Origin of the sequence: Pseudarthrobacter sp. CCNWLW207 (assembly GCF_037203945.1) — a bacterium.
Lineage (GTDB): Bacteria > Actinomycetota > Actinomycetes > Actinomycetales > Micrococcaceae > Arthrobacter.
This window is the reverse complement of the sequence record NZ_JBBCBS010000014.1, coordinates 19,542-43,781: the sequence shown is the minus strand read 5'-3', so window position 1 is coordinate 43,781 and position 24,240 is coordinate 19,542. Positions and strand designations below refer to the sequence as shown.

Genomic DNA, 24,240 nt, shown 5'->3' with positions numbered 1-24,240 from the left:
TCCGATTCCGTTCCGTACCGCAAGGAGATTTGTCCATGCCAACGACGCTCAACCCCTACCTTGGATTCCGCGACAACGCCCGGGAGGCGATGACCTTTTACCAGTCCGTGTTCGGCGGCGACCTTGCCCTGAGCACGTTCGGCGAATTCCAGGCCAGCGAAGATCCGGCAGAGGCCGACAAAATCATGCATGGCATGCTGACCACCGATAAGGGCCTGGTACTGATGGGGGCAGACACCCCCAACGGCATGGACCTCGCGCAGGGCAGCTCCATCTCGGTTTCCCTCAGCGGCGATGACGAAGCAGAGCTCCGCGGCTACTGGGACAAGCTGTCCGGCGACGGCGGCTCTGTGACCGTGCCGCTGGAACCGGCACCTTGGGGCGACATCTTCGGCATGTGCACGGACAAATTCGGTACCGCCTGGTTGGTAAACGTCAATAACCCCCTGGCGGCTCCCGCGTCCTAGGCAGGCCCGAAGCCATAGTCCTTGAGCAGCTGCCTCGCGCGGTGCGACGATAGAAGCGTGCAGCCCATCCTGGATTTTATGGCCCATTACTGGTGGCTGGTCTTTCCGCTCAGTGGTGTCATGGGCGGTTGGGCCAAGGCGTGGCAGAACTCCACCGAGCGCAGGCACCAGCGCCGGGTGGAGCTCTACAAGCTGAGGAATCTGACGCTGCAGGCAGAGCAGGTAGCCGAGGCCGAAGTGGCCATGCTGATGGCCAGCCACGACGCCGTGAACAAACGCTGGCTGGACTACGAGCTCGATGTAGGCAAGCTGATCGATTTTCCCTTGATGACTGATGTCCGCGAACCCCTGACCGTGGCGTTCCTGCGGGCGAAACGCGAAGCCGACGGGCTTCGGCCTGCCGCGGCTAAAGAACTCACGGTGCCCTCCCGGCTCGAGGCCTACCGCTCGGCGGTCAACGGCTATGAGGTGGCTTTTTCCGTAGCCGAACGCGAGGCCAGGCGCATTAAGGATTCAAACTTTTCGGGCCCCGAGCGTGAACGGCTGGCCACAGCCAGGAAGCTGCTGCGTCTCGCGGAAGACAGCGCAGCCACGCCGGCAGAGCGTCAGGCAGCCTACAAGCGGGCTCGCCGCGAGCTGGACGGTCTGATTGTCCTTCCGGACGCCACAGTGACAGCTCTCGAGGAGAAAGTGGCGCCCATGCTGGACTCCGGCCACGCCCCGGAATACCCACAACGCTAGAGTTGCGGTGCGGCTGTGCGGAACGTCACCCTCTACTTGGATGTGGACGGAGTCATCTGCCCTTTCGGCCCCGCCGGCAGGAGCGAATGGGGCAGCGAATGGTGCCAGGCCGATGCCGGTTTGCTGCCCGTGGCCTATGCGCAGGAACTGGTGGACGGGCTCAATGACCTCGCCGCTAGGCCGGACGTTGCGTGCATTTGGCTTACCAGCTGGGAGGAGATGGCGCCTGAATACCTGTGCCCCGCCATTGGACTGGACGGCGGCCGATGGCCATACCTGACCGCTGACGGCGGCAATACAGGGGAGCGGTGGTGGAAGCTTGCGGCGCTCCAGGCGGATCTGGAACGTAGTAGCCCGGAGCGCATTGTCTGGATCGACGACCAGCTCCGGTTCGAAAAAGAGGCACAGCAATGGGCCCGGTTCCTCGGCGCGCGGATCCTGCTGGTCTCGCCGGATCCACGGCTGGGAATTTCGCCCGCGGAACTCGAATCCGTCAGCTCCTTTTTGATACCGCCGCTGTTTTGACCTGATGCCCGGTACGCGTACGATCGATAAGGTTTCACGCCGGTTGTGTTAACGCCACAAGTCATTCCACGCGAACAGCTGGTGAATTATGCTGTGCAAGGCAGCCGGGGGAAAGAAACTGCTGAACGTCGACTCTGCAGATTGGGCAACAGGTGGATATCACCTTCATGGTGGCGCTGGTCATCGCACTGGCACTATTTTTCGACTTCACGAACGGCTTCCATGACACCGCGAATGCGATGGCCACGCCTATCGCCACAGGTGCCATCAAGCCAAAAACGGCGGTGACACTCGCCGCCGTCCTGAACCTGGTGGGCGCATTCCTGTCAACGGAGGTCGCCAAGACAGTTTCCGGCGGCATCATCAGGGAAGGCTCTGACGGCGTCCAGATCACGCCGGACATCATCTTCGCCGGCCTGATGGGCGCCATCCTGTGGAACATGATCACCTGGCTGAAGGGCCTGCCGTCCAGTTCGTCCCATGCACTGTTCGGTGGACTGATCGGCGCGGCCATCGCGGGGATCGGGTTCAACTCCGTCAATCTGGAGACACTCCTGCAGAAGGTCATCCTGCCGGCCATCTTCGCCCCCCTCATCGCTGGGATTGTGGCCTACATCTGCACCAGGCTCGCCTATGCCCTGACCGCCCGCCACGACCCCGAAACGGGCAGCAAGCTCACGCAGAAGCGCGGCGGATTCCGCACCGGCCAGATCTTTACCTCCAGCCTGGTGGCACTGGCGCACGGCACTAATGACGCGCAGAAGACCATGGGCATCATCACCCTGGTCCTGATTGCCGCAGGAACCCAGGCACCAGGCTCCGGCCCGCAGTTCTGGGTCATCGCCGCGTGCGCCATTGCCATTGCCGTGGGCACCTATGCTGGCGGTTGGCGCATCATCCGCACCATGGGCTCCGGGCTCACCGAGGTTAAGCCCGCCCAGGGTTTCGCGGCCGAGACCAGCACCGCTTCGGCCATCCTGGCCTCCTCCCACCTGGGCTTTGCCCTTTCCACAACGCAGGTTGCGTCCGGATCGGTCATCGGCTCCGGCATGGGCCGCAAGGGCACCACGGTCCGCTGGAACATGGTGGGCAAGATCGCGCTGGGCTGGCTGTTTACACTCCCGGCCGCGGGCATTGTGGGCGCCTTGACGGCATTGCTCGTCAAGACAGGCGTGGTGGGTGTACTGATTGCCGCCGTCGCCGGTACGGCTGCCGTGCTGTTTATGTTCTTCTACTCCCGTAAGTCCCATGTTGGCCACCACAACGCCGTGGAGGTCGAGGAAGCCGGGCAGGCCGTCCGCTTCGCCAAGAAGAAAGCCCTCGCGCGGGCCCGCGCCCGCACCAAGGACAAGACCGCAGCTGAAGCCCCAGCCGAAGCGTCTGAGCAGAAGGATACGCAGCGATGAAGTGGTTGGAACTCCTGACCGTAGGCGGCGCCACCTTGGTGGCTGCCGTGACCGTAGTAGTCCTGTACTCGCTTGGCGTCCGGCTGACCGCCATCGCCGGTGACGCCCAGCAGGCCTCGCCGCGCGCCAAACGCTCCTTCGCATATATCTGTTTCGGCCTCTGTGGTGTTGCCGTGCTGTTTGGGCTGTACCTGATCATCCCGTACTTCAGCAAGTAGTTTTTTCCGGGGGATAGGCTCCGGCGGGGGAATAGCTAAGACTGTTGCGACGACGGACTGCGGGTGGAGTATGGGAACCCGGAGTCGAAATGACTACGCTTGAGCCATGTCCCGCTTCCAGTACTTCGTGGCCGCGTCCCTGGACGGCTTCATCGCCACCGCACATGACGACCTCACCTGGCTCCTGCAATTCGACGGCTTCGACGGCGGGCAGGACAGCTACGACACCTTCATGGAGGGCGTGGGCTGCATCGTCATGGGCGGGGAAACCTACGCCTGGCTGATGAAGCACGAACCCGGCAAATGGCCCTACCCGTCCACGCCCTGCTACGTCTTCACCCGGCACGAGCACACGGCGCCGGCCGGTTCAGACGTCACATTTGTCCGCGGCCCGGTCCGGGAATTCGTACAGGATTTCAAGGACGACGCCGGCGGGAAGAACGTGTGGGTGGTGGGCGGCGGCAACCTGGCAGCCCAGTTCGCCGCTGCGGGGTACCTGGATGAACTCATCCTCTCGGTCATCCCGGTGGTGCTGGGCGACGGCAAGCGCTTATTGCCGCTGGAAGGCCCGACGGCGCCACTGGAGCTGACTGCTTCGCGCACCATGGGGCGGGGGGTAGTTGAGTTGCGCTACAACCTCAACCCTGCGGACACGGCTGGCTAGGATCCCCTGCCTGCTGGACTAGTCGCCCTTTTTCGCGGGCCCATTGTCCCTGAGCATGTTGGTGATGCGGGCCGTTGACAGCCGCCTGCCCTTGTCATCGGTCATGACCACCTCGTGTGTGGTCAGCGTCCCGCCGAGGTGGACGGCGGTGCACGTACCGGTGACGGTGCCGGCCGCAACGGACCGGTGGTGGGTGGCGTTGACCTCGATGCCCACGGCATGCCTGCCAGCGCCGGCGTGCATGCCCGCCGCAAAGGATCCCAGTGTTTCGGCCAGCACAACGTGGGCTCCGCCATGCAGGATGCCTGCCACCTGGGTGTTGCCTTCCACCGGCATGGTGGCCACCGTCCGCTCGGGACTCATCTCCAGGAAGTGGATGCCCATCTTGAGCACCAGGGCACCGATTCCATATCCGCTGAGCCACTCATGCAGCTGTTCGGGGACGCCGGCTGTGACCAACTCCTCAGTAAAGGGGCCGGGCGTGAAATTGTCCATCATGGGAACTAGGCTGGCACCTGTGAGTGAAACTACCAAACCGGCCCCCTTCCCTTCCGAAACCGTTGCCCTTGAGGCTGACGCCGCCCTGCAGGACATCAAGGTCCCGCCGGCCGGGGGCCGGGTTTCCGCTACCGAGGCTCCCGTCATTCCTATTACCAGCCAGCCGCGCCTCCTGGTGCTGGACGGGCATTCGATGGCGTTCCGGGCGTTCTTCGCGCTGCCCGCCGACAAGTTTTCCACCGCCAACGGACAGCACACCAACGCAATCCACGGCTTTACCTCCATGCTGATCAACCTGATCAAGGAACAGCAGCCCACGCACATCGCCGTCGCCTTCGATGTCTCGGACGAGACCACGCACCGCAAAGCCGAGTACAGCGACTACAAAGGTGGCCGCAACGAAACGCCCCGGGAGATGAGCGGCCAGATCGACCTCATCGACAAGGTCATGCAGGCGTGGGGCATCAAGACCATCAAGCTGCCCGGCTACGAAGCGGACGACATCCTGGCAACGCTGTCCGTGATGGGGGAGAAGGCCGGCTACGAAGTCCTCCTGGTCACCGGCGACCGCGATGCGTTCCAGCTCATCACCGACAACGTTTTTGTGTTGTACCCCCGCAAGGGTGTCAGCGACATCCCCCGGCTGGACGCCGCGGCAATCCAGGAGAAGTACTTTGTCACGCCGCCGCAGTATTCCGACCTCGCCGCGCTGGTGGGGGAGTCCTCCGATAACCTTCCGGGTGTTCCGGGTGTCGGGCCCAAGACCGCCGCGAAGTGGATCAACCTTTACGGCGGACTCGAGGGTGTCCTTGAGCACGTGGATGCGATCGGCGGCAAGGTGGGCGACGCCCTCCGGGAAAACATCGAGGACGTTAAGCGCAATCGCCGTCTGAACCGGCTCCACACAGACCTCGAACTGCCCGTGACCCTGGAGGACCTCGCGGACCCGCGGCCGGACGAAGCTGCCCTCGAGCAGTTGTTCGACGAGTTGGAGTTCAAAACCATCCGTGCCCGGCTCTTCGCGCTGTACGGCAGCGAGGACCTGGAACCGGCGGAGCGCGAGAACGTCGCAGTGCCGGAGTATAAAACCCCGTCCAACGCAGCAGAATTGGGTGCTTTCCTCGCTGCCGGTGCAGGGAAACGCTCGGCCGTCGCCGTTGACCTTGTTCCCGGCCGAATCGGCGAAGACGCCGCAGCCATCGCCATTGTCCGTGACGATGCGGCCGTATACATCGACCTCGCCGGCCAGGACGCCGCAGCCGAAAACGTCCTTGCGGACTGGCTGCGGGACGCGTCGTCGCCCAAGGTCATGCACGGCTACAAAGCTGCCCTGAAGGCGCTGTCCAGCCGCGGCCTGGGTCTGGAAGGGGTGGTGGATGACACGTCCATCTCCGGCTACCTCATCCAGCCGGACCGCCGCACCTATGAACTGGCCGAGCTCGCCCAGCACCACCTGAACGTCAGCATCTCCTCCGAGACTGCCAAAGCAGGCCAGCTTGAGCTCTCGTTCGACGGCGATGACGCCGCCGCCGCTGACGCACTGGTCCAGGTGGCCGCCGTCGTCCAGGCGCTGAGCCGATACTTCGAATCGGAACTTGCCGAACGCCAGGCCGCGGACTTGCTGGCCACCCTGGAATTGCCTGTCAGCAGGGTGCTGGCCGACATGGAACTCGCCGGCATCGCCATCGATATGCCCCGCATGGATGAGCAGCTCGCGGACCTCGCCAAGGTAATTGACAACGCCCAGGAACTCGCGTTCGCCGCGATCGGCCACGAGGTCAACCTCGGTTCGCCCAAGCAGCTCCAGACTGTTCTGTTCGAGGAACTGCAGTTGCCGAAGACCAAGAAGATCAAATCGGGCTACACCACCGATGCCGCGTCGCTGAAGAACCTGTTGGAAAAAACCGGGCATGAATTCCTGGTCCAGCTCATGGCCCACCGCGAGTCCTCGAAGCTGCGCCAAATGCTGGAGTCGCTGAAGAAGTCCGTCACGGAAGATGGCCGGATCCACACCACCTACGCGCAGAACGTCGCAGCCACGGGCCGGATCTCTTCCAATAACCCCAACTTGCAGAACATCCCCATCCGCAGCGAGGAAGGTCGGCGAGTCCGCGGCATCTTTGTGGTCAGCGAAGGCTATGACTGCCTACTGTCCGCCGACTACTCGCAGATCGAAATGCGCATCATGGCGCACCTTTCGGGGGACGCCGGCCTGATCCAGGCCTACAAGGACGGCGAGGACCTCCACCGCTTTGTGGGCTCCAACATCTTCCACGTCCCCACCGACCAAGTCACCAGCGCCATGCGTTCGAAGGTCAAGGCCATGTCGTATGGCCTCGCCTACGGCCTGACGTCCTTTGGCCTCTCCAAGCAGCTGGAAATTTCCGTCGACGAGGCCCGGACACTCATGAAGGACTACTTCGACCGGTTCGGCGCCGTTCGCGACTACCTCCGCGGGGTGGTGGACCAGGCCCGGATTGACGGCTACACCGCCACTATCGAGGGGCGCCGCCGCTACCTCCCGGACCTCACCAGCACGGATCGCCAGCTGCGCGAGAACGCAGAACGCATCGCGCTGAACTCGCCCATCCAGGGCTCGGCGGCGGACATCATCAAGCGCGCCATGCTGGGTGTGCACGAGGAACTGGCGGCCCAGGGCCTGAAGTCCCGTATGCTCCTCCAGGTCCATGACGAACTGGTGCTCGAAGTGGCTACCGGCGAGCGGGAAGTGGTGGAGAAACTCGTCACCGAACAGATGGCCGGCGCCGCGGACCTCAGCGTCCCCCTCGACGTACAGATCGGCGTGGGTCCGAGCTGGTACGACGCCGGGCACTAGGACCGCCAGCGGCACAGGCCAGGGGCAGGGGCAGGGGACCGAAGGGCGGGGCGCGATGGACAAGTACGACGTCAGGAAACAGTTCAAGGAACTGTACGCGCCCCGCGCCCGGGACTTCGCGGTGGTTACCGTGCCCCCGCTGAACTACCTGATGCTGGACGGCCAAGGTAACCCCGGAACTGCGCCCGAGTACGCCGCTGCCCTGGAAGCGCTGTACTCGGTCTCCTATGCGGTGAAGTTTGCCAGCAAGCACGCGGGCCGGGACTACGCCGTCGGGCCGCTGGAGGGTCTATGGATGGCCGACGATCCCGGGGCCTTCACCAGGGGCGACAAGGACAGTTGGAAGTGGACCATGATGATCCCGCAGCCCGACTGGATCGGACCCGCCGACCTCCAGGACGGCATCGCAAAGGCCGCTGCGAAGAAGGTGCCGCGGCTGGACCGGCTCCGGCTTGAGACGCTCGACGAAGGGCTTTCGGTGCAGATCCTGCACATCGGCAGCTACGACGACGAGGCTCCCACCCTGCACCGCCTGCACCATGAGTTCATGCCTGCCAACGGCTTCGGGTTCGCCGGGCCGCACCACGAGATCTACCTCAGCGACGCCCGGAGGGTGGCGCCGGAAAAGCTCAAAACTATCCTCCGCCAGCCCGTGCGGAGGATCTGACCCACCTCGCGACCGTGTGTTGTTGCTGGCCAGGGGCCCGATGGGTTGGTTAGGCTCGGCAATGTGGCTGAACTGAGTGGAAACTACGAAATCCGGCGCTTCGACGCCGTCTCCAAAGATGAGCACGGATACGCCGAAGCGGAAAAGTGGGTCAGGGCAGTGGCCTTTGGCTTCCACGAGTCCACCCGGAGCCCGGAGCACGTGGCGAAGTCCCTGGCGACCTACCAGGCTGACCGCCGTGTCCTGACCGGCGCATACCAAACGGGGGAGGTGGCTCCCGGTTCCCTCCCCGCGGATGTCCCAGTCGCCACCTTCGGGACGCTCCGCAAGACCCTCAACATCGGCTTCGGCCGGATGCTGGAAACCCAGATGGTGACCGCCGTGACCGTGCGCACCTCGCATCGGCGCCGCGGCCTCCTGCGCAGGATGATGTCCGAGGACCTGGACCTGGCCCGCCGCGACGGCATCGCGATGGCCGCCCTGACCGCCTCCGAAGGGTCCATCTACGGGCGGTTCGGCTACGGCGTGGCCAGCTTCGAACGCACCGTAAAAGTGGACACAACCGTGCGGTTTCAACTGAACCACCAGGCCGTCGGCACTGTGGAAGTCGCCGAACCCACAGTGCTGCTGGACGTGGCACCGCAAATCTTCGACCGTGTCCACCGCGTGACCCCGGGATCGATCGGCCGCCAGGAGTGGTACCGCCAGCTGGCTTCGGGGTCCCTTGGCCGCGACGGAAAGGAAGATCCGGCCGTCAAAGTGGCGTTGCACTACGGCCCTGATTCCACCGTGGACGGCTATGTCTCCTACAAATTCCTGGGCTGGGATACAACGCCCTACACCGTCGAGGTGGTGGACCTGGTGGCCGCCACCAACGAGGCGTACCTCGAACTCTGGCAGTTCCTGGGCGCCATCGACCTGGTGGAACGGGTCACCTGGGCGGAGGCGCCGATGGATGATCCGCTGGCCTGGGCGCTGGCCGATCCCCGCTGCATCGAGTCCTCGGACGGCCGGGACATGCTCTGGCTCCGCATCCTGGATGTTCCTGCGGCACTTGAAGCCCGGCATTATCCCGTGGACGGCAGGCTGGTTCTGGACGTCCTTGATCCGCTTGGCCTCACGGCTGGGACCTACGCCTTGGAAGTCACAGGCGGCGAGGCCGCCGTCGTACGCCTTGAGGAGGAAGAGGCAGACCTGACGCTGGATGTCTCCGCCCTGTCATCAATTTACCTCGGCGGGGTCTGCCCGGTTACGCTGGCGGCGGCTGGGCGGATCCGCGAACACAAGCAGGGCGCGGCGCTCCAGGCGCGTGGCATGTTTGCGGTTGAGCGGTCCACGCATTGCCTGACCCACTTCTAGGGGCTCCTGCCGGATCCAAGGACAATTCATGGGGGATATTGGGGCGCCGGGGCTGACAGGCCGCCGGGCACTTTTGCTTGGCGTTACGTCGGGCGTTTTCGCGGCGGTGTCGGCGTGTGCCGCGCCGTCCGCAACCGGGACTGGCGGAGCGGCCAGTCCGGTTCAAACACAGAATCTGGCCGCGGCAGCCTCGCCGGTGCCAACTGTGCCTGGACAGCCCGTGCCAGTGCCCACAGAAGGCCCGCCAACCCTGGCGCCACCAAGCCCGCCGGTCGTGGTGCAACCGCTGTCGAAGGCCCAGGTCGTGGCGGAGTTCGCCGGCAGGCGCCCTACCGAGTGGGGACTGGAGGTGACCGGCGTGGTGACCAGGTCCGCCACGCAGAGAACGGTCATCACCCTGGATGCCTGCGGCGGCCCGGGCGGTTCCGGAGTTGACCAGGAGCTCCTTGCCACCCTGCGGCGGCTGAACATTCCGGCCACCTTGTTTGTGAACGCCCGGTGGATCCACACGAACCGCCAGCTCGCCGCCGAACTCGGCGCAGACCCGCTGTTTGAACTGGCCAACCACGGCTGGCTTCACCGGCCGCTGTCCGTCAACGGCAAAACCGCCTACGGCATCCCCGGCACCGCGAGTGTCTCGGACGCTTACGACGAACTGACAGGCTGCCAAGACGTGCTCACCGAGGCCGCCGGTCAGCCGTCACGCTTTTTCCGGGCAGGCACGGCGTACTTCGACGACGTGGCAGTCGCGATGACCCGCCGCTTGGGCATACTGCCTGTGAATTTCAGCATCAACGCCGACGCCGGCGCCACCATGCCACCGGCCGCAGTCGCTTCGGCCCTGTCTGCCGCAGGACCCGGAGACATCGTCATTGCGCACTTCAACAAGCCAGGCAGCGGCACCGCAGGTGGCTTTCGGCAGGCGCTGCCCCGGCTGCAGGATGGGGGTACCGCGTTTGGCCGCCTGGGCGACGTGCTGCCCGCGCTTTGACCCGTGTTGGCCCCTACGACTAGAATAAACGGGCGTGTACTACGTGCACGTTTCTAGAATCCACAAAATCAGGATGACCCGGCAGATCCTCGTGATCTGCCGAGACCTGCGCCTGCGTTCCATAACGCGGGCGCGGTGGTTTGCCTGACCGACTAACTATCCACAACGGAGCCCCTACTACATGACCATCACCTCCACCGAGAAGCCCGGTACCCCCGTAGTCGCCATTAACGACATCGGTACCGCTGAGGACTTCCTCGCAGCAGTCGACGCCACCATCAAGTACTTCAACGACGGAGACCTCGTCGAAGGTACCGTCGTCAAAGTCGACCGCGATGAAGTTCTGCTCGACATCGGTTACAAGACCGAAGGTGTCATCCCCTCCCGCGAGCTTTCCATCAAGCACGATGTTGATCCCGGAGACGTCGTCTCCGTTGGCGATCAGGTCGAAGCCCTGGTGCTCACCAAGGAAGACAAAGAAGGCCGCCTGATCCTCTCCAAGAAGCGCGCTCAGTACGAGCGTGCCTGGGGCGACATCGAGAAGGTCAAGGAAGAAGACGGTGTTGTCACCGGTACCGTCATCGAGGTTGTCAAGGGTGGTCTTATCCTCGACATCGGTCTGCGCGGCTTCCTGCCCGCATCCCTCGTCGAGATGCGCCGTGTGCGCGACCTTGCTCCGTACATCGGTCAGCAGATCGAAGCCAAGATCATCGAGCTGGACAAGAACCGCAACAACGTTGTCCTGTCCCGCCGTGCATGGCTCGAGCAGACCCAGTCCGAGGTCCGCTCCACGTTCCTCAACAAGCTGGAAAAGGGCCAGGTCCGTCCCGGCGTTGTTTCCTCCATCGTCAACTTCGGTGCCTTCGTGGACCTGGGCGGCGTAGACGGCCTCGTCCACGTTTCCGAGCTGTCCTGGAAGCACATCGACCACCCGTCCGAGGTTGTCGAAGTTGGCCAGGAAGTCACCGTCGAGGTTCTCGAGGTCGACCTGGACCGCGAGCGTGTTTCCCTGTCGCTCAAGGCTACGCAGGAAGATCCGTGGCAGACCTTCGCCCGCACCCACGCCCTCGGCCAGGTTGTTCCGGGTAAGGTCACCAAGCTCGTTCCGTTCGGTGCGTTCGTTCGCGTCGAAGACGGCATCGAAGGCCTCGTTCACATCTCCGAGCTGGCTGTCCGCCACGTTGAGCTTGCTGAGCAGGTTGTCTCCGTTGGCGACGAGCTGTTCGTCAAGGTCATCGACATCGACCTCGAGCGCCGCCGCATCTCCCTCTCCCTCAAGCAGGCTAACGAGGGCGTTGACGCCGAGAGCACCGAATTCGATCCGGCTCTCTACGGCATGGCCGCTGAGTACGACGAAGAGGGCAACTACAAGTACCCGGAGGGCTTCGACCCGGAGTCCAACGAGTGGCTTGAAGGCTACGAGAACCAGCGCGCCGCCTGGGAGCAGCAGTACGCTGACGCCCAGACCCGCTGGGAAGCACACAAGAAGCAGGTTGCCCAGCACGCTGCCGACGACGCTGCAGCTGCAACGTCCGGTGACAGCGATTCCGGCACCACCAGCTACTCCTCCGAGCCCGCTGCGGCCGAGACCGGTGCAGGTACGCTTGCTTCGGACGAGGCTCTTGCCGCTCTGCGCGAGAAGCTGACCGGCAACTAATTGCCACCGGCCCCTTCCCGGGCCAACACCATGGGCCCCTGCATTGAGCAGGGGCCCATGGTGTTTAATGCCTGTGTGCTCGACGGGAATGCGTAACTTTTGGCGGCGTCAGCCACGGCTTGCCCTGCAGCTGCGGGCTGAGGGCATCGGCTGGACGGCAAAAGTGACGCAATCCGGTCGGGGTTACCGTTAAAGTACGACGGCGGCCCTCACCGCGCCGCCGTCGTCGTAAGCCAGCTGGGCGCCCGCCATGCTGAGGAGGCGCTGGGCGCCAATGTTGTCTGCCGTGGTGTGGGCAATAACTTGCCCCAGCCCGGCACGGCGTGCTTCCGCCAGCACCAGGTCGAGTGCGGCGGCGCCCACCCCGTGCCCGCGGAATCCGCGGCCCAGCCAGATGCCGGTCTCGGCCACACCTTCTGCAGCCCGTTTAAGCCTTATCGCGCCTGCGGGGCTGCCGTCGCACAGCACAGCCCAGCTCTTTTCCCTGGCCGGTCCGTCCAGGCCGGCGTAGGCAGCACGGTGATAGGCACGGAACCAGTCGATCCGTTCGGTGGTCCACCCGGTCGCGTTGCCCAGGGGCGGAGTGACTTCATCAGCCGTGGCGTCGCAGGTGGCCAGTGCAAGGAGCTGCTCCAGCATGGGTTCGTCGACTTCGGCCAGTCGGACCTCAGGGGAGCGCGACATCGATCCACTCCGTTCCTGTGGGTGTGAGCCCGGCCTTCCCGGCGGTGAGTGACAGGACACGTTCGGCGGCTGCGGCGATTTCGGCTGGTTCGTCGGCGATGGCCAGGCGAAGCACGGTGTCCCGCTCGCCGTAACTGGTTTCCGCCATCACATATCCCGCCGCCCGCAGGTCATTCTCCAGCCGGCCGGCGGCGGCGTGCGGAACGGACGATTCGCAGATCCGCAGCCGTCGGCGCCTGACCAGCGGAGCCACGTCCAAAGCAGAGGACACGGACTCTGAGTAGGCACGTACCAGTCCGCCTGCCCCTAGGAGGATGCCGCCAAAATAACGCACGACGACGGCGCTGACGTCGCTGAGGTCCGTTGCGCCCGGTGCGCTTTCCCTTTTGATGAGTGCTTCCAGCATGGGGATGCCGGCTGTGCCGGACGGTTCGCCGTCGTCATTGGACCGCTGGATCCCGCGATCCGGTCCGAGGACGAAGGCAGAGCAGTGGTGGCGGGCATCGTGGAATTCGCGCCGCAGCCCGTTCACCAGGTCGCGTGCCGCTTCCTCGGTGTCTGCGCGGCGGAGCACCGTGATGAACCTGGACCGTTTGACCTCAAGCTCGTGCCGGAACTCTTCTCCCGCGGCAAGGGTGGTGTAGGACGTTGCCCGGCTGTCTTGCTCTTGCACCATCCGAGTCTAGGCCCCACCACCCCTTCACCCCGTGACGCCCGGCCAGGGAACCCCGGCGGCGTGGGCCCAATAGTAGGCTGGTGGGGTGCTGAAGATCGGTTTGACGGGCGGCATCGCCTCGGGGAAGTCAGTGGTGGCCTCTCGCCTGGCTGAGCTTGGTGCCGTGCTCGTGGATGCCGACGCCTTGGCCAGGCACGTCGTCGAACCGGGAACACCGGGCCTGGCACGGGTGGTGGAGGCGTTTGGGCAGGACATGCTCGATGGTGCCGGCCGGCTGGACCGGGCCCGGCTTGGGGCCGTGGTGTTCGGGAACGACGCGCAGCGGGCCGTACTGAACGGCATTGTCCATCCACTGGTCCGCGAAGCTGCCGCCGGCATCCTTGCGACAGCCCCGGACGGAGCGGTGGTGGTCCAGGACATACCGCTGCTCGTCGAGACCGGCCAGGGCAGCGACTTCCATTTAGTCGTTGTGGTGGACGCGCCAGACGATGTCCGCGTCCGGCGGATGCAGGAAAACCGGGGGATGACCGCCGAGGAGGCACGTTCCCGGATGGCAGCGCAGGCTTCCCGGGATGAGCGGCTGGCCGCGGCCGACGTCGTCTTGGACAACTCCGGCACGGTCGACGCGCTGTTGGCACAGGTGGACGGGCTCTGGCAAGGGCGGCTCGCGCCGTTTGCCCGGAACATCATGACGGCGACGCCGGCCGAACGCCCGGGCGGGCCGGTACTGCACGGTCCGCGCTCAGAGTGGCCCCGGGACGCCGAGCGGGTGATGGCCAGGATCCGCTCGGCACTCCGGAAACATGCCGGAGCAGACGGTATCGCACCAGTGGGATTGGACCATATCGGCTCCACGTCGGTCCCCGGCCTGGACGCCAAGGACGTGCTCGACCTCCAGCTCACTGTCCCGGCCCTGGTCGTGGCGGCGCAACTGGAACCGGTCCTGGCGGCCGCCGGTTATCCCCGTGTGCCGGCCATCAGCACCGACGTGCCCAAACCAATGCACCCGGACCCCTCCGCGTGGGCAAAGCGGTTCCACGCCAGCGCCGACCCAGGCCACGCCGTCAACCTGCATGTCAGGGTTGCAGGCTCTCCCGGGTGGCGCTTCGCCCTGTGTTTCCGCGACTGGCTCCGGGCCGTCCCGGATGCGGCGGCCGACTACCTGGCCCTCAAGCGCCGCCTGTCCGAGGTGCACGCCAGCGACCCAACCACCGCCGCCTACGCTGCCGCCAAAGAGGCTTGGTTCGCCGCGGCGGAAGGCCCGATGGAGCGGTGGGCCGCGGCCACCGGGTGGGCGCCGCCGTCGTACCCTGTTCGCCGGTAACTGATCCGGCTGCCTCTGTCGGTCCCCGGTTGTAGATTAGATGCATGAGCCTTGCCCAGGAGATCAACCGCGTCGTCGCTCCCTTCGAAGTCATCAGCGAGTTCCAGCCGGCCGGCGACCAGCCGGCAGCCATCGCGGAACTGACGGAGCGGATCAAGAACGGCGAAAAGGATGTTGTCCTGCTGGGCGCCACCGGTACCGGCAAGAGCGCCACTACGGCCTGGCTTATCGAACAGATCCAGCGGCCCACCCTGGTGATGGTGCAAAACAAGACCTTGGCCGCCCAGCTCGCCAACGAATTCCGCGAACTGTTGCCCAACAACGCTGTGGAGTACTTCGTTTCCTATTACGACTACTACCAGCCTGAGGCGTACGTAGCGCAGACGGACACCTTCATTGAGAAGGATTCGTCCATCAATGAGGAGGTGGAGCGGCTCAGGCACTCCGCCACCAACGCCCTGCTGACCCGCCGGGATGTGATCGTGGTCGCCACGGTGTCCTGCATCTACGGCCTGGGCACTCCGGAGGAGTACATCGCGGGCATGGTCACGCTCCGCAAGGGTGCGCAGATGAACCGCGACGACCTCCTCCGGAAGTTCGTCTCCATGCAGTATGCCCGCAACGACATGGACTTCCACCGTGGCACCTTCCGGGTCCGCGGCGACACCGTGGAAATCATCCCGATGTACGAGGAACTGGCCATTCGGATCGAGTTCTTCGGCGACGAGATCGAAAACATCCATACGCTTCACCCGCTGACCGGCGAGATGATCCGGGACGAAGAGGAGATGTACGTCTTCCCGGCCTCGCATTATGTGGCCGGTCCCGAGCGGATGGCACGGGCCATCAAGCGGATCGAGGACGAACTCGCCGAGCGGCTGGAGGTCTTGGAAAGCCAGAACAAGCTGGTGGAAGCCCAGCGGCTCAGGATGCGCACCACCTACGACCTCGAAATGATGCAGCAGATGGGCTTCTGCAACGGCATCGAGAACTACTCGTCGCATATTGACGGCCGAGCCCGCGGCACCGCCCCGCACTGCCTCATCGACTACTTCCCGGACGACTTCCTGCTGGTGATCGACGAATCCCACGTCACCGTGCCACAGATCGGTGCCATGTACGAAGGCGACATGTCCCGGAAGCGGAACCTTGTGGACTTCGGCTTCCGGCTGCCATCGGCCATGGACAACCGTCCGCTCAAGTGGGATGAGTTCCTCGAACGTGTGGGCCAGACCGTCTATCTGTCTGCGACGCCCGGCAAGTACGAGCTCGGCAAGGCTGACGGCTTTGTGCAGCAGATCATCCGGCCCACCGGGCTGATCGACCCCGAGGTAGTGGTCAAGCCCACCAAGGGCCAGATTGACGACCTCCTGGGCGAGATCAAGACGCGGACAGCGAAGAATGAACGCGTCCTGGTCACCACGCTGACCAAGCGGATGGCGGAGGACCTTACCGACTACCTGCTGGGCCACGGCATCAAGGTCGAATACCTGCACTCCGATGTAGACACCCTGCGGCGGGTTGAACTGCTCAGGGAACTCCGGATGGGCGTCTTCGACGTCCTGGTAGGCATCAACCTGCTCCGCGAAGGCCTGGACCTGCCAGAGGTCTCGCTGGTGAGCATCCTGGACGCGGACAAGGAAGGTTTCCTGCGGTCCTCCACCTCACTTATCCAGACCATTGGGCGTGCGGCCCGCAACGTGTCCGGCCAGGTTCATATGTACGCAGACCGCATCACCGACTCCATGGCCCACGCCATCGACGAGACCAACCGGCGCCGCGCCATCCAGGTGGCCTACAACACGGAAAAAGGCATTGATCCGCAGCCCCTGCGGAAGAAGATCGCCGACATCACCGACCAACTGGCCAAGGAGGACGCCGATACCCAGGAGCTGCTCAACAACAACAGGCTGGCCAAGGGTGCCAAGCGCGGAAAGTCCGCCGCGAAGGGCGCAGCCCAGGTCCGTGCAGATGGCCTTGCCGCGGCTCCGGCAGAGGACCTCGTGGGTTTGATCGAGCAACTGACCGAACAAATGCACGGTGCCGCCGCCGAACTTCAGTTCGAGGTAGCCGCCAGGATCCGCGACGAAGTCAGCGAACTCAAGAAGGAGCTCCGCCAGATGCAGGCTGCCGGCCACGCCTGACGCGGCTGCCCGGTGCCACACCGCCAGCCAGGTCATGTTCGAATCTGGAGTGCCCCCTGCTGTACAGTTAACGTCACGTAGGGGAGTATCCCGAGCGCTACGATCGTCAACACGCCAGGCATGGTTGCCTGGCCGGGCGTAGCGGGCCACCACATCAGCACTAAGTGCGCAGGATGGCCGGAGAGACTTACACCGCTTCTCTGTACCCTGCGAAAGGCTACCCTGTGCTCGAATTGCCCGTGTGGTTCGAGGTTGGCTCTCTAGTCGCCCTCGGCCTGATTCTCCTCATCGACCTCCTGCTGGTTATCCGGCGGCCCCATGAACCTTCCATGAAGGAAGCCGGCCTGTGGGTGGCGTTCTACGTCACGCTTGCCCTGGTGTTCGCCGGCGCCATGTTCGCCTTTACCGGAGCCGAGTTCGGCGGCCAGTTCGTGGCCGGCTGGGTCACCGAATACAGCCTGAGCATCGACAACCTGTTTGTCTTCATCATCATCATGGCCCGTTTCTCCGTACCCCGGAAATACCAACAGGAAGTCCTGATGGTGGGCATCATCATCGCGCTGATCCTGCGCGGGATCTTCATCCTCCTCGGCGCCATTGTGATCGAGCAGTTCAGCTGGGTGTTCTACATCTTCGGCGCGTTCCTGCTCTGGACTGCGTGGAAGCAGGCCCAGGATGAGGGTGAGGACGAAGAGGACAAGGAAAACCCGCTCATCGCCCGGATCCGCAAGGTCATCCCGATGTCGGAGAAGTTCGACGGCGGAAAGCTTCGCACCACGGTTAACGGCAAGAAGGTCTTTACCCCGATGCTGATCGTGTTCATCACCATCGGCCTGACTGACCTCCTCTTCGCTGTTGACTCCATCCCCGCAATCTTCGGCCTCACGCAGAGCCCGTTCATCGTGTTCACGGCCAACCTGTTCGCCCTGATGGGCCTGCGCCAGCTGTACTTCCTTCTGGGTGGCCTGATGAACCGCCTCATCTACCTGAAGCACGCACTGTCCTTCATCCTGGCGTTCATCGGCGTGAAGCTGGTCCTGCACGCCATGCACGTGAACGAACTGCCGTTCATCAACGGTGGCCACCACATCGAATGGGCGCCTGAGATCCCCACGTTCGTCTCCCTGGCCGTCATCGTGGGCACCATCATTGTTGCCGTGGTTGCCAGCCTCATCAGTTCCAAGGCAAAGACAGCCCACCTGGACCCGCGCCTCGAGGAAGACGCCAAGAAGAGCCTCAGGGACGCCGACCTCACCGACGCCGAATAACGCTCCGCTTCTCCACCGTCCAGTCCCGTAATCCCGGCCGCAGCGCGGCCGGGATTACTGGCTTAAAACTGGCACTGTAGGACCGGGCCGCCGAGGACTATGCTCGGACCATGGCTGGCACTGTGATGACCGAAAGTGGAGTGCGCCAGGTGCAGAGGCGCACCGTGACGCTGCTGAGCGTGGCCCAGGTTTTCGCCGGCATCGGCACGGGGGCCACCGTTTCCATCGGCTCCATCCTTGCCGTGGAACTCTCAGGCTCCACGGCCTGGGCAGGCTCCGTTGCCACCGTCATGACGCTCGGCGCAGCACTGGCCGCGCTGCCGCTTGCCTCCCTCGCAGACCGTCGGGGCCGCCGGATAGGCCAGGTCACGGGGCTGTCTGCGGCACTGCTGGGCACGGTCCTGATGGTGCTTGCCGTGGTGTCCGGGCAATTCATCCTTCTCGTCCTGGGGGCCGCGGGCATTGGCGTGGGCACCGCAGCCAGCCTCCAGGCGCGCTTCGCCGCCGTCGACCTCGCTGATGCCGAGCACCGTGGCAGGGCGCTGTCCGCCGTAGTGTGGGCAGTCACCGTCGGAGCTGTCGCCGGACCGAACCTGGTCCAGCCGGGTGCGGTGGTGGGCCAGGCACTCGGGCTGCCTCCCATTGCGGGTCCTTTCGTCATTTCTGCAGCTGGCCTCCTTGTGGCTACGGTAATGCTTTTTGCCGGCCTCAGGCCCGACCCCCTCCTCCTGGCCCGGGAGCTCGTCGCACAGCAGGGGGCCGGCCAGCCGCCGGTGACTCTCCAGGCTCCGCCTGCACAGGCCCGAAGCGGCGGTTCACTCGTCCGCGGCATGCGTGCAATCCGCCAGTCGAGGGCAGCCTGGCTGGCACTGGCCGCCGTCGTCGGTGCCCATGCGGTCATGGTGGGGGTGATGTCCATGACGCCGCTGCACTTGCAGGAACTCGTCGCAGGGCCTGGCCATGCCGGGCACGCCGCCACGGGCGATGTGCTGGTAATCATCGGGTTCACGATCTCCCTGCACATCGCGGGGATGTTTGCCCTATCGCCAGTGATGGGTTGGCTGACAGACAAGGCCGGCAGGACAGAGACGATCATGATCGGCTTCGCCACACTGATCGCGGCTGTCGCGGTGGCCGGGTTCGGCCAAGCGTCCACGGCGGCAGTTGCCGTGGGGCTCGTGCTGCTGGGTGTGGGCTGGTCTGCGTCCACCATTTCCGGTTCCACCCTCCTCGCCGAAAGCGTCGGCCAGGAGTCCCGCGTGATGGTCCAAGGCGTGTCCGACATGCTGATGGGAGCCGCCGGGGCGGTTGGCGGGGCAACCTCCGGCCTGGTCCTTAGCGGGGCGGGCTACTTGGGGTTGAACCTGGTGGGCGCCGTAGTAGGGGCGGCGGTCCTGGCGGCTGCCTCCGTGACACTCCTGGCGCAGCGACGTAAGTCAGTGCCGGGCTGAACGCACCATACCGAGCAAACGGCCGAAGATGGCCTCGCCGTCGTCCGCTATGCCGTCATGGTGAAAGTCGGCTGTCTCCCAGACCTGTAGGCCGCGGACGGCGGCCGCCGTTTCCAAGGAAAGGCCGCGATCCACGTAGATGTCGTCACGGTAGACCGCGGCGGCAACCGGGACGCTGTTGGCGGCCAACTGGGTGCAATCGTACAGCGGCTTCCAGTCCGACTTGGCAGCCAGCAGTTGGGCGACCTGCCGCAGCGGCTGCAACGCCGGGTCCTGCTCGAAGTACCACGGGTAGACCATTTCCCCCGTCAGCAGCAGGGGCTGGGCATCAGGACCGAACTCCGGGAACTCCTCGAGCACGCGCCAAGCGGCCCAGTCGCTGGCCCGCCCCTGGCCGTAGATGGATTCGTGCATCAGTGCATAGAGGGGGTTGGCCAGGCGGGACACAATACCCTGCACCTGCTCAAGGAACGTATCGGAGAGCCTGGCCCCGTTCGGTGACCCGGTGAACGCATCCTCCAGCAGGTAGTGCAGGCCATCCACCCTGGTGTTGCCGCCCAGGAAGGCGCCCACCATCTGGAACCGTTCTACGGTGAGGCGGCCGCCGTCGGGCAGGATTTCCTTGTTCTTGCGAAGGTGGGCGGCAATTCTTTCCACCGTCCTGCGGTCCTCCGGGTACCAGCTGAAATATTCGGTGTTGCGCTCGGCGACGCGACGGAAGGTGGCCCTGTAGACGTCGTCCGCGTGGCCGGACAGCGGGGCCAGCCCACCAGTGATCAGCGCTTCCTTGAGCCCCTCGGGCGCGAACGACAAATAGGTGAGGGCGCAGAATCCGCCGTAGCTTTGGCCATAAATGCTCCAGGGGCCAGAGCCGAGGGCAGTACGGATGAGTTCCGCGTCGGCCACGATCGAATCCGCCCTGAAGTGCTCAAGATAGCCCGCCTGCTCCTCAGTCGTTCCGTGCAACGGCAGCGTGTTCCGGTCAAGGGGGGTGGAGAGCCCGGTTCCGCGCTGGTCCAGCATCAGGATCCGGAAGTCCCTGGCGGCCGCCTTGTTCCAGCCGCCCAGTGACGCGAGCCGGTTGCCCCGGCCACCTGGGCCGCCCTGGAGGAACAGCAGCCAGGGCAGTTCTTCCGCTTCAGCCTCGGTGTGGGCTGTCGAGACGTACTCACGGGCAAATACCGTGATGGTCTCCGGAGCCGTCCCGCCCGTGGCGGGCGCCGGCTCCCCGGTGCCTGTCCCCGTCCCGAAATGATCCAGCGGGACAGTGAAGTAGTGCTCGGCGGTGCGCATGCCACGGAATTCATGGCGCGCCCGTACCGTGTGCCGGACCGGCGTTTTGGTCCTCGCGGCCGTGACGGCCCGCTCAGCCATGGATGGCCGCTGCTGTGCTGCTGCCGAAGTGTTCCAGGGCGTCACCAGTCAGCCGGAACGTGGACCAGCCGTCCATAGGACGCGCCCCGAGGCCCCGATAGAAGTTGATGGAGGGCTCGTTCCAGTCCAGGACGCTCCACTCCACCCTGGCGTAGCCGTTTTCGACGGCGGTGGCGGCCAGGTGCTGCAGGAGCGCCTTGCCGTGCCCCTCACCACGGGCGTGCGGGCTGACATAGAGGTCTTCAAGGTAAATGCCGTGCACACCTTCCCACGTGGAGTAGTTAAGGAACCACAGCGCAAACCCCTGGACCTCGCCCGCCGAATTTTCGGCCATGGTGGCAAACACCCGTGGATTGTCCCCGAAAAGGGCCTCGGCCAACATTTCCGGGGTGTTGCGGACGGCGTCCGGTTCCTTCTCGTAGATGGCCAGTTCGTGGATCATCTGCAGGATCGCGGGGACGTCGTGCCGGGTTGCCGGGCGGATTACACTCATGGTCCGAGTTTACTAGGGCCCTAGAGCCGGTTGACGTCTGTCACTCGGACCATTGCCGTGCCGGTTTCGTCGGAGGCGGCGAGGTCCACCTCCGCAGAAATTCCCCAGTCGTGGTTACGTGCCGGGTCATCAAAGATCTGCCGGACCTTCCACAGCCCCGGTTCCTCGGTGATGATCAGCAGGCCCGGGCCGCGGGCATCCGGCCCGGTACCGATGTCGTTGTGCTCGTCGAAGTAGTCGTCCAGGACGTCCTCCCAACGCTCGGCATCCCAGCCCGCACCGCCGTCGAGCTCGCCCAGCGCTGCGGCGTCCTCATCGGCGAACAGTTCCACCCTGCGGAACATTTCGTTGCGCACCATCACCCGGAAGGCCCGGATGTTGGATGTCAGCGACGGCGGCGGGAGAGGCGGTGCATCGTGCGGTGTGGGCGCTGCCCCGGACGTCAGTTCCTCCCATTCGTCCAGCAGGCTCGAATCGACTTGCCGGACCAGTTCGCCGAGCCAGGCGATGAGATCTTCGAGGTCCTCGCGGAGGAGATCCTGCGGTACGGTCTGGCGCAACGCCTTGAAGCAGTCGGCGAGGTAGCGAAGGACAATGCCTTCGGAGCGCGCCAGCCCGTAGAACTGGACAAATTCGCCGAAGTTCATGGCACGCTCGTACATGTCCCGGACCACGGACTTCGGTGCCAGCTCAAAGTCGCCCACCCACGGCGCAGCCTTGCGATAGACCTCGAAGGCTTCACCCAGGAGCTCCGCGAGCGGCTGCGGATACGTGACCTCCTCCAGCATGGCCATGCGCTGGTCGTACTCAATGCCGTCGGCCTTCATGGCGGCGATGGCTTCGCCGCGTGCCTTCTTCTGCTGGGCGGACAGGATCTGCCGGGGCTTCTCCAGCGTCGCCTCAATCACGGACACTACGTCCAGGGCGTACGACGGCGACTCCGGATCCAGCAGTTCCAGTGCAGCGAGGGCGAACGGCGAGAGCGGTTGGTTCAGCGCAAAGTTGGCCTGCAGGTGGACGGTGAGCCTGACGGTCCTGCCGTCAGCGCCCTGCTCTGGGGCGGGAATCCGCTCCACCACCTCGGCGGCAAGCAGTTCCCGGTAGATCCCCAGGGCCCTTTTCATGAGCTGGAGCTGTGATGACCGGGATTCGTGGTTCTCGGTCAGGAGCCGCCGGGCGGCCTGGAACGGGTCGCCCGGCCGCTCCATCAGGTTCATCAGCATCGCGTGGGTCACGCTGAAGCTTGAGTTCAAGGGATCGGGGACGGACTCGACCAGGCGCTTGAACGTAGGCTCACCCCACGACACAAAACCTTCCGGCGGCTTTTTCTTGACCACCTGCCGGAGTTTCTTCTGGTCATCGCCGAACTTGGCTGTGGCCTTGGCCATTGCCTTCACGTTTTCCGTCACGTGCTCCGGCGCCTGAACCACTACCGTCCCGGCGGTGTCATATCCTGCGCGTCCTGCCCGACCGGCAATCTGGTGGAACTCACGTGAGTTGAGCAGCCGGGTGCGTACGCCGTCGTACTTGCTCAAAGCCGTGAGCAGCACGGTGCGGATGGGCACGTTGATACCCACGCCCAGCGTGTCAGTTCCGCAGATCACCTTTAGCAGGCCTGCCTGGGCAAGCTGTTCAACGAGCCTCCGGTACTTCGGCAGCATGCCCGCATGGTGGACGCCGATGCCGTGCCTGACGAGCCTGTTGAGGGTCTTGCCAAAGCCTGCGGCAAAACGGAAGTTGGCGATCAGCTCCGCGATCTTGTCCTTCTCCTCGCGGGTGCACACGTTGATGCTCATCAGGGTCTGGGCGCGGTCGATCGCCTCGATCTGGCTGAAGTGCACAACATACACAGGAACCTGCCTGGTGGAGAGCAGTTCCTCGAGGGTCTCGTGGACCGGCGTCTGGTGGTAGTAGTAGTGCAGCGGGATGGGACGCTCGGCGGAACTGACGGTGGTCGTGGGCCTGCCGGTGAGTTCGGTGATGCCGTCCTCGAACCGGCTTACGTCGCCCAGCGTCGCGGACATCAGGAGGAACTGGGCCTGGGGAAGCTCCAGCAGCGGCACCTGCCACGCCCAGCCGCGCTGGGGATCCGAGTAGAAATGGAACTCGTCCATGATCACGGCGCCAAGGTCCGCACCTGCCCCTTCGCGGAGGGCGATGTTCGCCAGGATCTCGGCCGTGCAGCAGATGATGGGTGCGTCCTGGTTCACGCCCGAATCACCGGTGATCATGCCAACATTCTCGGCGCCGAAAATGTCGCACAGGGCAAAGAACTTCTCCGAGACAAGTGCCTTGATGGGCGCTGTGTAGTAGCTGCGCTGCCCCCGCGCCATTGCCTGGAAATGTGCTGCGATGGCGACGAGCGATTTTCCGGAACCGGTGGGCGTGGCAAGGATGACGTTGGCGCCCGTGGCGAGTTCCATGATGGCCTCGTCCTGGGCAGCGTACAGGGCAAGCCCGCGGCTTTCGGTCCATTCCAGGAATTGTGTGTACAAGGCGTCCGGGTCAATGCCTGCACCCGTGGGGTTTGGGGCGGGCAGGACGGGCAGCTGGTCAACGAGTTTCATTGCTTTCCAGCTTAGTGCCCGGGAGCCGCCGCAGATCCTGGCGAGGGCGGGCCAGGCTCGCGGTACCGGTGCGAACAACAGACCATGGAGACATTCGAGGATACGGACATGGTGGGCCTACCATCCACGGAACAAGGGACAGCGTTCCCGTTCCGAAGAATCTTCGCGGTAGCCCGGAAAAACGCCTAGGCCTGGAATTCCATTCCCTGTAGATTGCTTACGGCACGCGT

21 protein-coding genes are annotated in these 24,240 nt (G+C 64.5%); 15 read left to right on the top strand and 6 right to left on the bottom strand.

Features of this window, described 5'->3' with window-relative positions:
• The first annotated feature begins 35 nt into the window (after window positions 1-35).
• The 6 genes from V9L17_RS18960 to V9L17_RS18935 all read left to right on the top strand — a co-directional run bounded on the left by V9L17_RS18960 (window position 36) and on the right by V9L17_RS18935 (window position 4,021).
• Window positions 36-467 carry a VOC family protein gene (locus tag V9L17_RS18960; protein ID WP_337352502.1) on the top strand — a complete coding sequence of 144 codons (432 nt, stop codon included), beginning with the start codon at window positions 36-38 and terminating at the stop codon, window positions 465-467.
• A gap of 57 nt (window positions 468-524) precedes the next feature.
• On the top strand, window positions 525-1,208 hold the full coding sequence (locus V9L17_RS18955) for a hypothetical protein (protein WP_337352501.1): 684 nt from the start codon (window positions 525-527) through the stop codon (window positions 1,206-1,208).
• A 15-nt stretch (window positions 1,209-1,223) separates the two neighbouring features.
• Window positions 1,224-1,733 carry an HAD domain-containing protein gene (locus V9L17_RS18950; RefSeq protein WP_337352500.1) on the top strand — a complete coding sequence of 170 codons (510 nt, stop codon included), beginning with the start codon at window positions 1,224-1,226 and terminating at the stop codon, window positions 1,731-1,733.
• 152 nt (window positions 1,734-1,885) lie between these two features.
• Entirely contained in the window at window positions 1,886-3,139 is a 1,254-nt protein-coding gene (locus V9L17_RS18945) for an inorganic phosphate transporter (RefSeq protein WP_337347281.1), read from the top strand.
• Window positions 3,136-3,357 carry a hypothetical protein gene (locus V9L17_RS18940; protein WP_337347282.1) on the top strand — a complete coding sequence of 74 codons (222 nt, stop codon included), beginning with the start codon at window positions 3,136-3,138 and terminating at the stop codon, window positions 3,355-3,357. The genes V9L17_RS18945 and V9L17_RS18940 overlap by 4 nt, the downstream gene beginning before the upstream one ends.
• A gap of 106 nt (window positions 3,358-3,463) precedes the next feature.
• Window positions 3,464-4,021 (top strand): dihydrofolate reductase family protein, encoded by a 558-nt coding sequence (locus V9L17_RS18935; protein ID WP_337352499.1) that lies wholly within the window; start codon window positions 3,464-3,466, stop codon window positions 4,019-4,021.
• A gap of 18 nt (window positions 4,022-4,039) precedes the next feature.
• Here V9L17_RS18935 and V9L17_RS18930 read toward each other — a convergent pair whose 3' ends face one another.
• Window positions 4,040-4,519, bottom strand: coding sequence for a hotdog fold thioesterase (locus tag V9L17_RS18930; protein ID WP_337352498.1), 480 nt, complete (start codon window positions 4,517-4,519; stop codon window positions 4,040-4,042).
• A gap of 193 nt (window positions 4,520-4,712) precedes the next feature.
• Between V9L17_RS18930 and polA the strand changes: the two genes are divergently transcribed.
• The 5 genes from polA (at window position 4,713) to rpsA (ending at window position 12,029) form a co-directional block, all read left to right on the top strand.
• Window positions 4,713-7,355 (top strand): DNA polymerase I, encoded by a 2,643-nt coding sequence (polA, locus tag V9L17_RS18925; protein WP_376048186.1) that lies wholly within the window; start codon window positions 4,713-4,715, stop codon window positions 7,353-7,355.
• A 55-nt stretch (window positions 7,356-7,410) separates the two neighbouring features.
• Window positions 7,411-8,022, top strand: a complete 612-nt coding sequence (locus V9L17_RS18920; protein WP_337352497.1) for a GyrI-like domain-containing protein — start codon at window positions 7,411-7,413, stop codon at window positions 8,020-8,022.
• 72 nt (window positions 8,023-8,094) lie between these two features.
• The gene (locus V9L17_RS18915; protein ID WP_337352529.1) at window positions 8,095-9,381 is read left to right on the top strand and encodes a GNAT family N-acetyltransferase; all 1,287 of its coding nucleotides are present in this window, start codon (window positions 8,095-8,097) and stop codon (window positions 9,379-9,381) included.
• A gap of 274 nt (window positions 9,382-9,655) precedes the next feature.
• Window positions 9,656-10,372: a polysaccharide deacetylase family protein gene (locus V9L17_RS18910; protein WP_337352496.1), complete on the top strand. Its 717-nt coding sequence runs from the start codon at window positions 9,656-9,658 to the stop codon at window positions 10,370-10,372.
• A 181-nt stretch (window positions 10,373-10,553) separates the two neighbouring features.
• Window positions 10,554-12,029, top strand: a complete 1,476-nt coding sequence (gene rpsA / locus V9L17_RS18905) for a 30S ribosomal protein S1 (RefSeq protein WP_305940977.1) — start codon at window positions 10,554-10,556, stop codon at window positions 12,027-12,029.
• 189 nt (window positions 12,030-12,218) lie between these two features.
• Here the strand turns inward: rpsA and V9L17_RS18900 are convergent, their stop codons facing one another.
• The gene (locus tag V9L17_RS18900) at window positions 12,219-12,713 is read right to left on the bottom strand and encodes a GNAT family N-acetyltransferase (protein WP_337352495.1); all 495 of its coding nucleotides are present in this window, start codon (window positions 12,711-12,713) and stop codon (window positions 12,219-12,221) included.
• Window positions 12,697-13,389, bottom strand: coding sequence for an IMPACT family protein (locus tag V9L17_RS18895; protein ID WP_337347289.1), 693 nt, complete (start codon window positions 13,387-13,389; stop codon window positions 12,697-12,699). The genes V9L17_RS18900 and V9L17_RS18895 overlap by 17 nt, the downstream gene beginning before the upstream one ends.
• An 85-nt stretch (window positions 13,390-13,474) precedes the next feature.
• On the opposite strand from V9L17_RS18895, the gene coaE reads away from it, so the two are divergent.
• From coaE to V9L17_RS18875, 4 genes are all read left to right on the top strand, one after another.
• Window positions 13,475-14,713 carry a dephospho-CoA kinase gene (coaE, locus tag V9L17_RS18890; protein WP_337352494.1) on the top strand — a complete coding sequence of 413 codons (1,239 nt, stop codon included), beginning with the start codon at window positions 13,475-13,477 and terminating at the stop codon, window positions 14,711-14,713.
• 44 nt (window positions 14,714-14,757) lie between these two features.
• Complete coding sequence (gene uvrB, locus V9L17_RS18885; protein WP_337347291.1) at window positions 14,758-16,857, top strand: excinuclease ABC subunit UvrB; 2,100 nt, start codon at window positions 14,758-14,760, stop codon at window positions 16,855-16,857.
• A gap of 224 nt (window positions 16,858-17,081) precedes the next feature.
• Window positions 17,082-18,125: a TerC family protein gene (locus V9L17_RS18880; protein ID WP_337347292.1), complete on the top strand. Its 1,044-nt coding sequence runs from the start codon at window positions 17,082-17,084 to the stop codon at window positions 18,123-18,125.
• A gap of 110 nt (window positions 18,126-18,235) precedes the next feature.
• Window positions 18,236-19,576: an MFS transporter gene (locus V9L17_RS18875; RefSeq protein ID WP_337347293.1), complete on the top strand. Its 1,341-nt coding sequence runs from the start codon at window positions 18,236-18,238 to the stop codon at window positions 19,574-19,576.
• Here the strand turns inward: V9L17_RS18875 and V9L17_RS18870 are convergent.
• Genes V9L17_RS18870 through V9L17_RS18860 form a run of 3 tightly spaced genes read right to left on the bottom strand, consistent with a single transcriptional unit; the run spans window position 19,562 to window position 24,010 of the window.
• Window positions 19,562-20,950, bottom strand: coding sequence for an alpha/beta fold hydrolase (locus tag V9L17_RS18870; RefSeq protein ID WP_337352493.1), 1,389 nt, complete (start codon window positions 20,948-20,950; stop codon window positions 19,562-19,564). The genes V9L17_RS18875 and V9L17_RS18870 overlap by 15 nt on opposite strands.
• Complete coding sequence (locus V9L17_RS18865; RefSeq protein WP_337352492.1) at window positions 20,943-21,443, bottom strand: GNAT family N-acetyltransferase; 501 nt, start codon at window positions 21,441-21,443, stop codon at window positions 20,943-20,945. Before V9L17_RS18865 ends, V9L17_RS18870 begins: the two co-directional genes overlap by 8 nt.
• A 20-nt stretch (window positions 21,444-21,463) precedes the next feature.
• The gene (locus V9L17_RS18860) at window positions 21,464-24,010 is read right to left on the bottom strand and encodes a DEAD/DEAH box helicase (protein WP_337352491.1); all 2,547 of its coding nucleotides are present in this window, start codon (window positions 24,008-24,010) and stop codon (window positions 21,464-21,466) included.
• Window positions 24,011-24,240: the final 230 nt, after the last annotated feature.